At 51.4% G+C, this 12557-nt stretch carries 9 protein-coding genes; 5 read left to right on the top strand and 4 right to left on the bottom strand.

Annotated elements, in window-relative coordinates; all coding sequences use genetic code 11:
• Positions 1–24: 24 nt before the first annotated feature.
• Together GAP13_RS01615 and GAP13_RS01610 are read right to left on the bottom strand one after the other, a co-directional pair.
• On the bottom strand, positions 25–1197 hold the full coding sequence (locus GAP13_RS01615; RefSeq protein ID WP_158905517.1) for an NAD(P)/FAD-dependent oxidoreductase: 1173 nt from the start codon (positions 1195–1197) through the stop codon (positions 25–27).
• Positions 1194–3347: an FAD-dependent oxidoreductase gene (locus tag GAP13_RS01610; RefSeq protein WP_158905515.1), complete on the bottom strand. Its 2154-nt coding sequence runs from the start codon at positions 3345–3347 to the stop codon at positions 1194–1196. Before GAP13_RS01610 ends, GAP13_RS01615 begins: the two co-directional genes overlap by 4 nt.
• A gap of 205 nt (positions 3348–3552) precedes the next feature.
• Between GAP13_RS01610 and murD the strand changes: the two genes are divergently transcribed.
• Entirely contained in the window at positions 3553–5097 is a 1545-nt protein-coding gene (gene murD / locus GAP13_RS01605) for a UDP-N-acetylmuramoyl-L-alanine--D-glutamate ligase (RefSeq protein ID WP_158905513.1), read from the top strand.
• Positions 5098–5126: 29 nt separating this feature from the next.
• Here murD and amrB read toward each other — a convergent pair whose 3' ends face one another.
• A complete protein-coding gene (gene amrB / locus GAP13_RS01600; RefSeq protein WP_158905511.1) occupies positions 5127–5978 on the bottom strand; it encodes an AmmeMemoRadiSam system protein B in 852 nt (283 codons plus the stop codon).
• Positions 5979–6091: 113 nt separating this feature from the next.
• On the opposite strand from amrB, the gene GAP13_RS01595 reads away from it, so the two are divergent.
• The gene (locus GAP13_RS01595; protein WP_158905509.1) at positions 6092–7480 is read left to right on the top strand and encodes a hypothetical protein; all 1389 of its coding nucleotides are present in this window, start codon (positions 6092–6094) and stop codon (positions 7478–7480) included.
• Between the two features lie 12 nt (positions 7481–7492).
• On the opposite strand, the gene GAP13_RS01590 is transcribed toward GAP13_RS01595, so the two are convergent.
• The gene (locus tag GAP13_RS01590; protein ID WP_158905507.1) at positions 7493–8422 is read right to left on the bottom strand and encodes a ribonuclease Z; all 930 of its coding nucleotides are present in this window, start codon (positions 8420–8422) and stop codon (positions 7493–7495) included.
• A gap of 90 nt (positions 8423–8512) precedes the next feature.
• On the opposite strand from GAP13_RS01590, the gene GAP13_RS01585 reads away from it, so the two are divergent.
• From GAP13_RS01585 to GAP13_RS01575, 3 genes are all read left to right on the top strand, one after another.
• Positions 8513–9733 carry a DEAD/DEAH box helicase gene (locus GAP13_RS01585; protein ID WP_158905505.1) on the top strand — a complete coding sequence of 407 codons (1221 nt, stop codon included), beginning with the start codon at positions 8513–8515 and terminating at the stop codon, positions 9731–9733.
• Positions 9730–12249 (top strand): B12-binding domain-containing radical SAM protein, encoded by a 2520-nt coding sequence (locus GAP13_RS01580; protein ID WP_158905503.1) that lies wholly within the window; start codon positions 9730–9732, stop codon positions 12247–12249. Before GAP13_RS01585 ends, GAP13_RS01580 begins: the two co-directional genes overlap by 4 nt.
• A 97-nt stretch (positions 12250–12346) precedes the next feature.
• A partial coding sequence (locus tag GAP13_RS01575; RefSeq protein ID WP_503473364.1) for a hypothetical protein occupies positions 12347–12557 on the top strand: 211 nt, incomplete at its 3' end.

The raw sequence follows: 12557 nt of genomic DNA, 5'->3' as shown, positions 1-12557 counted from the left end.
CGCCCAAAGCGCGAATTTTGTCAATCACTTCAGCAATTCAGCATGATCGAAACTTCTGTTGATCGAAAACTCATCAAAAATGAAATTGTATTCGGTTGCGCCTGCTGGATTCGCATGGGAGCCGCCCGCCATGATGGTTTGGGCCAAAATGTGCCCGAGGCCCGGTCCCATCATGAAACCCTGACCGCACATGCCTACAGCCTGAAGAAAATTGATCGCCATGTCAGGGTATCCGATGATCGGCAGGCCATCAGGTGTCATCGGATACATACCACGCCATGTCCGGCGCACCCGCAGATTGCGGAGCCTGGGATAGAGCTCAATCATTCGACGCACGCAGATCGGGAGAAAGGTCGAAGTAGAATCCTTGTCGCGGCCCCATATCTGCGGCCTCGGCGTTATGCAGAACACCACTTGTCCCGTTCTTGCTTGATAAAAATAGTAGTTGCCTGATTCGGCATCAGAACGGATATCGACGATCATCGGCTGCATAAATCGTTCGACAGGCTCAGTCACTCCTGCTTCATGGCAGTCGGGGAATACAGGAATATCAAAACCGGCTATCTTGGCAATATCCGCAGCTTCAGCGCCTGCCGCATTCACAAAAAACTCAGCTGAAAATTCTTCTTGTCCGGCAGTGAGCGAGATGATGGTATTGTCAGCCTTGCGAATGCTTTCGACACGCCTGTTGAAGAAAAATAAAACACCAGCATCGAGCGCGAGCTTATGAAAAGCAGTCGCAGCCATCAAGGGTGAAGCATAGCCATCGTAGGGGCTGAATGTACCGCCCAGAAGCCCTTCGGTACGGATGCCTGGCGCCAAACGAGCTATTTTCTCGGGGCTTATCCAATCGATTTCAAGCCCTGCGGTTTTCTGTTTTTTCAGAAGGGAGCGAAATTGCATTTCTGTGGCTTCATCATATGCGACATAGAGATAGCCACCGGGCTGCCACTCCACATCGAGGCCATATTTCGATTTCAAAGAAGAAAATATCTCGATCGATTCGAGGCAGATGCGAATCTTTGCCGGATCTGAATGGGTGGCGCGCACACCTCCGATCGCAGCTCTGTTCTGGCCCCTTCCCCAGGAGGCTTCCTGGTCGATGACTGCGACCTTCAATCCACGCGCTGCAAGCTGCCATGCAAGCGGCACGCCGACAGAACCGGCCCCGACGATGACAACATCGAAGTGCTTCATGGTGCCCCCCGCGCGCCAGCTTCCTTGCCGCCCAGCTTGTGCAGGCCTTCATTCACAGCGGCTCCCATAGGCATTTCCATGAACAAAGGCCGCTGGGTTGCTGGCTCGACTTCCGCAGGATCTGTTCCGGCAAGTCTGAATGCTTTGCCGACAAGCTGGGAACACGTTTTCCCTCCGCATGCCCCCATGCCAACTCTGAGCGATTTCAGCTGATTGATGTCGCGCACCTTGTTATTCCTGATAAATTCTACTATTTCTCCTAGAGTGACACGCTCACAGCGGCACAGGACAGTATCCGCCGCTCCGTCGGCCGGAATCTCAGCAGATTGAAAAGCACTCGCTTCTTGCGGCTGAACCCGAATCCCCGCAATTTTCGAAGCATGAGCAATATCGACATGGAATGTCAAAAGCCATGTATTTCTCGAAGAAACTCTGCGTTTCGAGACGACTGGGGCTCTTTCGACAAAATCGCCCTTCTGATCGACGAGATCCAGTTCTGTGCCGATATCAAAATCAGCGTTGAATTCCCAAGGCAGAACAACTTGCGCTCTGTCGCCCGATGCTTTATCACCCGATGCTTTGTCAGCCAACGCTTTTTCGCCGGGGATGCGGCGCACTAATGTGATGGCAAGACCGGGGCAGACTGCAACACAGGAACCGCAGCCAGTGCATCGATTCCCTTCGAAATATGGCAGATCCATGATATTGCCGTGCATAGGGCGAAGCTGAATCGCTCCTACAGGGCATACTGTTGCGCAGGGGTTGCAGGGAATCTCTTCCGAACAGAAAAATACAGGCCTCCATTCGCTGCCTGGAACGACAGGAGATCGTTCATAACTGTCGCCGGGGCGCGAAGCAAGGACTTTGCGCGTCGTCTCCCATTCGGGATTGACTATGATTTTCTTTCCGAGCATGGAAGCAAGATCCATGGCCGCTGTCTTGCCTCCATACATCGCACTCGATGCCTCTGCAATTTCCGCAGCGTCGCCTGCAGCCACTGCCATAATGCCATAGCGCCGTGCCTGCTCGAGAAATTCATTGCACGGCGAGAGACCGGCTGCTATGAGTACTGCGTCCACCTCATATGCTCTAGCAGTGCCCGCGACAGGCTGACCTTTTTCATCGACAGCCGCGACAATTGCTCGCTCGACTTTATCGCGGCCTTCTGCCTTGAGAATTGTTGAGTTCAATGAAATAGGCACGCCCATGCGGCGAATTTTGTCTGCATGCACCTGATAGCCATTCACCCTGCCGGCAACTTCGATAATGCCTGCGACAGTAATTCCTGCCTGGAGAGCATGATAGGCAGCAATAAGCCCCACATTTCCTGATCCAATAATGAGAATTTTTCTATAAGCCTTGACAAGATCCCTGTTGACAAGCGTCTGGAAGGCTCCTGCGCCAATGACGCCGGGCAAATCCCAGCCGGGAAAATGCAGCGCTTTTTCGCGAGCTCCCGCAGCGACGACCAAGGCTGTAAACTCCACGAGCAGATACGATTCGTAATTGAGATAGATGCCCGCTTTGCGATCCTTGTAGATACCGACCACAGGGGCATTTGTCAGAATCGTCACTGAAGGATGGCGCTTCGCTTCATCTTCGAGAATATGGGCAATGTCGATGCCGCGGGTGCCTGCGTAACAATCAGCCTCTGAACCAAAAAACTTGTGGGTCTGCAGCACGAGTTTGCCGCCGGCCTGTGCCTTGTCGTCCGCAACAAGAACCTGATACCCCATCCGCCCAAGTTCCGTAGCCGCAGCCAAACCCGCCGGTCCTGCGCCGATAATAAAAATATCCGTTCGCACCGATCGGCGCTCAGCCTGCACAAGCGGCTCATCTTCCGCAGGGAGATGCGGGAGTCCGTACAGAGTCCGCACATCCATACCTTCAGACAAAGGCGTCATGCAGGATTTTTTCGGAATGCCATCAATCAGCATGGTGCATTGCGAGCACTGGCCATTTGCACAAAAAAGCCCCTGCGGCGCGCCATCTTTATGATGATGGGAAAATACATGATGCCCCGATGCGATGAGCGCCGATGCAACAGGTTCCCCTTCGAACCCTGCAATCTCGTCCCCGTCGAAATAAAAGCGGATCTGGCGGCGATCTTTCCTGGACTGAAGAATTGGATGATTTTCGATGCGATTCATAATCGATTCAAGCCTATGCGCGAATCTGAAATCTGTCAAGAAAAATCATTGTTTAGCACAATCTGCTATGATATGCAAAATTATTCGAGAGCAATGCATATACATTCTTCGTTCTTTGCCCGAGCCGAAAAGCTGCCAAATGCTGCCCCGCATCGCCCACTGGACAGACATACCCTTCTTGTGAACTATAAAAGCGGACAAAGATATGAGCATTACTGAAGACATAACTGAATTCCGCAGCAAAAAAGTGACCATCATGGGGCTGGGGCTCCATGGCGGCGGCATTTCAAGCGCGCGATTCTTTGCGCGTGCGGGCGCGCATGTGACGGTTACAGATCTCAGGGACCAAAACACGCTTGCGCCAGCGATCGAGCAGCTTCAGGGCCTCGATATTCGTTTTGTCCTGGGCGCTCATCGCGAACAGGATTTCAGCGATGCTGATATTGTCATCAAGAATCCGGCCGTGCGTCGCGATTCGCCATACCTCAAGGTTGCAAAGAGAATTGAAACCGATATTTCAATATTTCTGCGGTATTCGCAATCCCCTCTCATCGCGGTGACGGGTTCTAAGGGCAAATCGACTGTCGCTTCCGCAATATGGCATGTTCTGTCGCAAGCAGGCAAAACAGCACTGCTGGGGGGCAATATTACTGTCTCGCCCCTCGATTTTCTCGACAAGACCGCGCCGGATGTTCCGGTTGTACTTGAGCTTTCCAGCTGGCAGCTTGGAGATTTGCGCGGTATGGGCCTTCTTAAGCCGCAGATCGCCGTGCTGACGACAATCCTTCCCGACCACCTCAACTATTATGGCTCTATGGACGCATATGTCGCCGACAAGCGTGTCATATACCAAGCGCAGGATGAAACATGCTATACAATCTGCAATGCCGATCAGAACTGGGGGCGATCGTTCGCACAAGAGACACGCGCGACTGTGCTTTGGTACAGCGAAAAACCGCTTGAAGAGGCAATTGGCGCAGGGGCACGGGGCGGATGGCTCGCCCTCGACATACTATCACAGACAAAAGAAAAAAATGCCGAAGCCGGCGCGCCCCATTCCGGACATGTTCTCGATCCGAAAGAGCATCCTGAACTATATGCAGGCTATGGAACATTCGGTACGGATTATTCACATGAGCTTCTGGTTCCTCAGCATATAGTCGTGCCCGGGCTGCATCAGAAAAAGAACCTGCTCGCTGCAGCAGTTGCGCTGTGCGCCTTCGGCCTTTCTGCAAAAGAAATTGCGCCTGCGCTGGGTTCTTTCCCCGGGGTACCGCACCGGCTTGAATATGTTGCTGAGATCGACGGAGTTCGCTGGTACAACGATAGCACGGCGACAATTCCTGACGCAGCGATTGCCGCAATCAACAGCTTTTCCTGTCCTGTAGTGCTCATTGCAGGCGGCAGCGACAAATCGAGCGATTTTTCCGCATTTGCGGAAAAGGCAAGAAGCCTGAAAGATATTATCCTTCTTGCTGGGAGCGGCACCGATAGAATCATTGCCCTGCTCGAAAAAGAAAAAATATCATACAAGGGGCCTTATAACTCGATGCGAGATGCAGTTGATTCTGCCGCACAATCAGCGGCGCGTAGCGATGTTGTGCTACTGTCTCCTGGCTGCGCGAGTTTTGGCCTCTTCCTGCACGAATTCGAGCGGGGGGATCTGTTTAAAAAAGAAGTGTTTGAGATTTCCGCGCGCGCCCACTCTGCGCGTCTTTCTCCAGCTGAGCAATCAGAGCAATCGAAATAGCAGAAAGCGCTTTCCTTATCTCTTTACATTTACTTGACATAGGCAATCCCAGCATAACCGACAAAAGACCGGTCGGGATGGACATCGTAACTCAATTTATGGCCTATCAAAATGCCCCGTTTCGCCCCCGAGTCCAGCGAATATGAAATTGCTGCAGCAACCGCTCCCGCTGAACAGGCAGAAAAGCGCTCCCGTGCATGCGAAAGAACGCGCTCGGCATCCATGCTGAGTGCAGCATTGATCAAACCTCTGTCGTTTTCATTCCGTACCCAATCGCATGCGCTTTCCCCCACCCCATGCGGCATAAAACCATAATTCGGGCCATAATGAGTCAGATCGGTAGAAGCGATCACCGAAAGCGATCTTCCGCAAGATGAAGCTGCTCTTGCAAGTGCTGAGCCAAGTTCTCTCGCCTTGAAATCTGGCGGCACCCGCAGCCAGACTATTTTTGCTTCCGGAAAGCGCAGTGAAGCCAGAGGAAGTATAATTTCCACGGAATTGTCCATGCCGGCATCTAGTGCAAATTCATTGATGCCCACATCGATGAGTTCTTTTTTTACCGCATCCAACAATACTGTGTCATTTCGAGCAATTCTCACCGTGCAATCGAAACTGTCTTCAGACGCATAGAGAACAGGATCCCCATACCCCAAATGACCGCCGAGAACGACCACGGTATCACATTCCCGAAGCGACCAGACAGCGCGCGCAGCCAGATCTCCAGAAAAATACCAGCCAGCGTGAGGCGCAACGGCCGCATATGCGGACAGGCTTTTTTGCAGCTTTGTCCATTCAGCAACCAGAGATCGGATTTCGTCTGCATTCTCCGGATACCACCCAGCGGGCAAAAGCCGCTTTCTGATCTTCATACCCACGGACATGCTTCGTATCCTCCTGCCGGTTTGCCCGCATAAGCTGATATCTTCAAAGAAGAAAACATTCGGATTCAGCGGGTTTCTGCCGATAATCATAGTATAAACCGCGGGGATGAAAAATGAAACAAATATTTCGTATAATATTGTTTGTCGCGACCCTCGTTCTCATTGCAGCATCAGTTATGTATGTCGCAATGAAAATTGGAGAAATCCGCCTCAATGGCGAACAAAGCGCATCCGCTGAATATACGATCCTGCGCAACGCAGTCGCTCCCATCACCAGCGAGCAGGAACTCGGCGATCAATTCATCAGAGACAGGCTGAAATCGCTCTACAATGCAAGCGCTCATCTGCTTGCTGTTCAGGTGCTGGATCGAAATGGGCTTGTGCTCTGGAAAATGCCCGACGAATCAGCCTATTTCGGATCTCCAGCGACGACTCCGGGAAGCGTGTTCCGTGCGCCTGGCCTTTCCACCGTAATCTACATGACGCCATTGCCCGATGGTATGAAAATGATGGCTCTCTATTCGATACTGTCACAGAGAGATATTGCAAACACGCTTTTACTTCCTATTATTGCTCTTGCCGTATGGATTGTGCTGCTTGTCATTCTTCAATTTGTGCTAAAGGAAAAACCCGCTGCTTACGCTGCCCTCGCGGCTGCCCCTCCTGTTGCAGAGCCGCAAGCTCAGTCAGAAGCACCACCAGAGGGAGAAACAGAATCCGCTTCGCAAGCTGAAATGCCCGCACCACCTAGCGAAATAGCCCAGCCTGATGAAGAGATAATTGCCGAAAACGAGGAAATCCCTGCCACCAAAGAAAAACCATCCCAAGAAGAAGCCCCCCATTACCCCGAACCTGAAGAACAAGGGCAAGTTTCTGAAGAAGCAGAAGTCCCTGAGATGATGCCCGAGCCCGAACTCCAGCCCGAGCCCGAAGAAGAGCCGATCCGTCCGCGCATCGCAGTGCAAGAGCCCGAATACGACCTTGAACATGCGGAATTTGTTTCTCCGCCACCTTCTCAGCAGGAAGAGGAAAAGATTTTACATGATTTTCCGCCTTCCATCGCATCTGGCGCTCTTGAACGTGCTCTCGAATCGCAACTCCAGACGAGACAGGACGAAGAGATCAGCTTGATGCTCATCCATTGCGTTCTTGCAGGCGAAGGTGACCCGAGCGCTCTTGCCTTGGGGGTCACAATACGGGAATATTTTGCTTCGGACACACTTGTATTCGAACTTGCGAAAGGATGCCATGCCGCAATTTTGCCAGGTGTCGATACAGGTTCATGCCTCAAGCTCGCAGTAGACCTGGATGATGTGCTCACAACGACCGCAAGCCTCTACAAAGACCTCTCCGCAGAGCCGCCTTTCTACTTCGGGATAAGTGCGCGATATGGACGGACTGTGTCGCCTGCCCGGCTATACAAAGAAGCGTATGCAGCGCTCCAGAAGGCACGCGAAAGCGAATCGAGAATTCTTGCATTCAAACCGGTGAATCAGGAATAAAAAGAGCCTGGCTTAATCTATGAATTCGATGGGAAAACGCATGCGGTCTTTTGTCAGAACCGTATTTGGAAAGACTTCCCTCGCCTCTTCGAGCAGTACCTTGAGCTCTCGATCTGCGTAGCGCGGACTATAGTGGATAAGCCCGAGCTGCTTGACATTTCCTGCATCCTGAGCGATCTGCGCTGCCTGGCGCGCGGTCATGTGCCGCTTTTCGATTGCGCTGTCAACAAGCCCATGTTCAAACATTCCTTCGCAGATAAAGAGATCAGAGTTCGATACTTCCTTTGCGATTTCCGGGAAATACAAGCTGTCTGTAACATAGCTGAATTTCCTGCCACTGCGGGGCTCGCCCATGACTTCAGAAGGGCGCACTTCTCTGCCGTCCGAAAGCGTGACAGTCTTTCCGGATTGCAATTCTGACCAGAGCGGCCCGCGCGGCACACCCTGCGACATAGCTTTATCAGGATAAAAAATACCAGGTCGCGGCGATTCTTCCAGCGCATATCCAAAACACATTTTTGTGTGCTTAAGGGGGAACGCGCGAATCGAGTAATCTTCCCCTTGCCACACGACTTCACGGTCTGATATCTCGCGCACAACAATGTCATAATTGATATACATATCGAGAAGGCGACGGTTCTGCTCGATATATTCAGCAAGCCTGGGAGGCCCGAAAATATAGAGGGGCTCTTCCCTGTCAACCTGGCTCGAGAGCATGAGGATTCCAGGAAGCCCGGTCACATGGTCTGCATGCATATGGGAAATGAAAATAGCGGTTATTTTTTTCCATCTGAGGTTGAGCCGGCGAATCGACACCTGCGTTCCCTCGCCTGCGTCAAAAAGAAAGAGCTCGCCTTCGCGGCGAACGAGCATGCTTGTGAGCTGTCGGTATGGCAAGGGCATCATGCCGCCCGAGCCGAGTACAAATGCTTCCAGATTCATTGAGCACACAATATATCGAAAAGAAGTGGCAATGTCATCACGTATTGCTCTTATTGCATAAGCCGGGCCTTTCGTATAGCGTGAAACATTATGGAAGCATTTATATCGCTGGGCGTCGATATTCGGCTAACGAAGGCGCTCGACGCATTTGGTTTTGTAGCTCCTTCCGAAGTACAAAAACGCGCAATCCCTGTTCTTGCAAAAGGCCAGGACCTGATCATGCAATCGGAAACAGGCACTGGAAAAACATTTGCATATCTCTTGCCAATCTTTTCCAGAATACTTGGCTCCGCAGCTCGATTATCAGGCCTCGATTGGCCTTCAGCGCTCATAATATGCCCGACACAGGAACTTGCGGTTCAAGTCGCACGACAAGCGGCGCTTCTGGCGCAATCAGCATCAGTGCCGATAAAGAGCCTTGCGCTTCTTGGAGGAACCCACTTCTCGCACCAGAAAGAAGATCTGAAAGCGCACCCGCACATTATCACCGGCACGCCAGGCCGCCTTGCGGATCTCGTTCGTATGCGATTCTTCGATATATCCTGTATAGAATTTCTGGTGCTAGACGAGGCCGACCGTTTGTTCTCCAAAGAATATATCGAGCCTGTCGAATATTTGCTTTCGAAAACACCTGCATCATGTGTTCGCGCTCTCGCTTCGGCGACAATCCCCGAAAAAACCCGCAAAAAAGCATATCCATGGATGCACAATCCAGTAGTTGTCGATCTTTCGGGCGAAGGAATTCTCACTGATGCTATCGAGCATTGGGTATTTTATGCGGAGCACCGGAAAAAAATTGATCTTCTCAAGAGAATTATCGCCGCGGTGCGGCCGCAGCGCTGTCTCATCTTCGCTTCCGACACCTATCGGGTACAACGCGCTACTGAACGGCTGCAAGCATCAGGGCTGAAATGCCACAGCATTCTCTCGAGAATGGAAAAGCAGTCCCGCCATTCCGCAATTGACCAATTTCGGCAAGGCATTATCCCCTTTCTGGTCACGACAGACCTTGGGGCGCGCGGCCTTGATATTTCGGATATTTCCCACGTGATCAGTCTCGACCTTCCGGAGGATTCCAATGCGTATGTCCATCGGGCAGGCAGAACGGGCCGAGCAGGGAAAAAAGGCATAAGCATTCTTGTAGCTGACGGGCTTGAACTTGAACGAGCCTCAAGAGCAGCCGTAAAGTACGGCTTTGTTTTCCGTACAAAATGGCTCGAGAGCGGGCAAGTAATCGAACCCGAGGTCGAAGAATTCTTTGAACGCGTGCAAACCATGGAAGATGAGCGGAGTCGCCGGTTGAAGTCATGATGCATGAAGGAAAAATTGTCACTGCGGCGGTTGCCGCTGATATGGCAAACCCAATTTTTGAGCTAGCTTCAGCCAAAATTCTCATTGTTCGGCTGTCTCCCTTTCGAGATATTGAGGTTTCGTACTCGCATCTGGTTCTGTTCGACGAAGCAAGGCGAGCGCTCCCTGATGCATTCATCGATTTTGCATTTTTGCCTACTGCGCCCGACAGAAGACTTTTGAATGCGAAGTGCGGCGCGTGGTTTTTTGGCAGAGCTTCCGGCAGGTCCCCTTCTGAATTCGATATTATCCTTGTTTCGTGTTCCTTTACGCTGGAACTCGTCAATCTACCCTGGCTTTTCGCCCAATCCGGAATTCCGACATCGCGCGCGGAAAGGCTTCGTAACAATACAATTCCGTTTGTCTTTTTGGGCGGCTCGAGCGCCGTTACCTCAGGAGCACTACTGCAAATCCGCGAAGGGTTGCCCGTCGACAGCCTTGTCGATGCGATTTTTTTTGGGGAAGGCGAAGGGCGGATCGCTGAAATAGTCCGCACCGCTTCTGAAGGGCAGAAGCAGAACGCTGCCAAACAAGTCATTCTTTCCGAAATAGCCGCGCAGGTAAAAGGGTTCTGGCCATGTTCGCCGGAATGGAAGACTGAACGATCGATCTGTGAAGATCGGCCCGCTGTGCTCACTAGCCCGCTTGTGCTGAATGGCGAATATGCTGGCCATGCAAAGCTAGCTATTACCGCGGGCTGCACCGGGCATTGTTCGTTCTGCCTGGAAGGCTGGGACAGACGGCCCTTCAGAGAAAAGCCTTTTTTGGAACTGAGCAATGCAGCTTCAGCACTCAAAAAAACGACTGGCGCATCGGATGTCGAGCTATTCAGCTACAATTTCAATATGCATCACGAAATATTGAATATCGTGCCAGTTATGGGCCGATATTTCATGCATGTCTCGCTCATGAGCCAGCGCATCGATCTGCTTGCGAGAATTCCTCACTTGCTAGCAGCGGAGTTCGCCGCAGGGAAGCGCTCCTTTACCCTTGGTATAGAGGGAATTTCCGCGAGAATGCGTCAATATTATCACAAAGGTATTTCCGATGAGCAGATTGCAGACGCAATTTCCGCAATTCTGGAAGGCAATGCCAGGGAACTCAAGCTGTTCTTTATCCTTTCCGGATATGAAAAGCCCTCAGACTTCGATGAATTGCACACCCTTTTCGATGCAATCGGAAGATTCAAGGAACAAACGCGCGCTTCTACAAGAATCATTATTTCCGCTGGATATCTGGTCCGCTTACCCTTTACGCCCCTTCAATTTGCGCCGCTCGCGTGCGATAGAACTGATCTCGAACGCATCAGTGCGACAATCGAAAGCCTCTGCAATGAACGCAAACTGGAGTTCAGACTGGCAGCGTCTTTCGAAGACTATTGGACCGATCAATTGCTCTCGATTGCGGGGCCCCAGGCACATGACTGGCTTTGCGCATGCGCGGAATCAGGGTTTGTATACGACACGCATATCTCTCGCCAGGCGGCTGCATCACTCGATGCCTTCTTGAGAAGAAAAAAGGAGTTTTCCGCGCTTCTTGACGAAAAGACAAGCGATTATCGCCCCTGTTTTTCATTCCTTGAGAGCGATGCACATTGGAATCTGCTCCGCGCTCATTATGAACGTGCAGCCTCATATCTCGAATTTTCTCATGCTCCGAAAAACCAGCCTAAACTCGGAAAACGCCGTACGCAAAGCGCTCTTCAATCTACATCCACCCATTCCGCACTATCTATTGCAGCTGAAAAAACTCAAGCCGTATCGACAATCGCGGCTTTAATGGAAGCAAAATCGCATTTCCAGCCTCTTGTTGTGCGCATTCGCGAAGATCCTGCTTTGGCTTTTGCAACGCTCGCATACGAAAGCTCATGGCTCATCAGGGCAATATCCACACTTGTGCCAAATGCCGAGCGCGCCCTCTTCGAATGCCGACAGATCGTGCCCGGCAACGCATGGGACAAAGTATTTTCCCGCGCTGGAATTGAGTATGGCCTGAGCGGTGAGAAATGGTTTGCCTTGTATGGCCCCGATATCCGCACCCTTCAAAAAATAGTCGATGCGGCGTCGCGAAAAATCAAAGCTTCTTTGCAATCAGGGCAAAGCACAGCAGCTCTTCCATCGGCCTATCTTCTCGACATCGAACCGCAAGACCCAGAAATCACTCCTGAAGAATGCGTGCTTTCGTTCAGCTTGCCGCAAGAATATAATTCCTTCGTTGGTCGTATCATCGAAATATGGCTCGAAAAACAGGACATACATTTTACCGGCAAAAAGATTGAAAATGGATATGAATATCTTGTTGCGCACAGTTCTCTGAATAAAAGAATCCTACTTAATGCAGAATATCATACATCTTCGAGTGGAAGTTTTGTTACAATGCGCATAGGGAAAAGAGCTGACATGCTTCTTTTATCGGATTATCTGCACAAAGAAGCATCGGATCATGAGTTGATATTCAACATTGAGTATTGGGAATAGCCCGACATTCCCCAGTCTTTCTATAGTGTCACGAACCCTGCATATGAATTTGAAGTGAAGGCCTCTTTCCTTGCGTCTACAAAGAGAGGAGGTCTTCATGCATCACTTTCATTTCTGCCCAAACCCGGCCTGTGCGTATCACCAGCACGCACCGAAAGAACGCTGGTTCGTCGCCGCTGGCTTCTATGTGACCAAAACCTTCGGCAAGGTCCAGCGCTTTCGCTGCCAAGCCTGCGGCAAGTACTTCTCTACCCAGACCTTCAGCCTTGATTACTTCGCCAAGCGCAGAATCGCCTATCCCCAGATCG

It is taken from the genome of Rectinema subterraneum, assembly GCA_009768935.1.
GTDB lineage: Bacteria > Spirochaetota > Spirochaetia > Treponematales > Rectinemataceae > Rectinema > Rectinema subterraneum.
The sequence above is the reverse complement of the archived record's forward strand: the minus strand, read 5'-3'. Positions and strand labels throughout refer to the sequence as shown.

What these genes read in the sequence shown, in the direction of transcription:
- GAP13_RS01615 (WP_158905517.1), bottom strand. Translation starts at nt 1,197, where the DNA reads ATGAAGCACTTCGATGTTGTCATCGTCGGGGCCGGTTCTGTCGGCGTG.
- GAP13_RS01610 (WP_158905515.1), bottom strand. Translation starts at nt 3,347, where the DNA reads ATGAATCGCATCGAAAATCATCCAATTCTTCAGTCCAGGAAAGATCGC.
- murD (WP_158905513.1), top strand. Translation starts at nt 3,553, where the DNA reads ATGAGCATTACTGAAGACATAACTGAATTCCGCAGCAAAAAAGTGACC.
- GAP13_RS01580 (WP_158905503.1), top strand. Translation starts at nt 9,730, where the DNA reads ATGATGCATGAAGGAAAAATTGTCACTGCGGCGGTTGCCGCTGATATG.
- GAP13_RS01595 (WP_158905509.1), top strand. Translation starts at nt 6,092, where the DNA reads ATGAAACAAATATTTCGTATAATATTGTTTGTCGCGACCCTCGTTCTC.
- GAP13_RS01590 (WP_158905507.1), bottom strand. Translation starts at nt 8,422, where the DNA reads ATGAATCTGGAAGCATTTGTACTCGGCTCGGGCGGCATGATGCCCTTG.
- GAP13_RS01585 (WP_158905505.1), top strand. Translation starts at nt 8,513, where the DNA reads ATGGAAGCATTTATATCGCTGGGCGTCGATATTCGGCTAACGAAGGCG.
- amrB (WP_158905511.1), bottom strand. Translation starts at nt 5,978, where the DNA reads ATGTCCGTGGGTATGAAGATCAGAAAGCGGCTTTTGCCCGCTGGGTGG.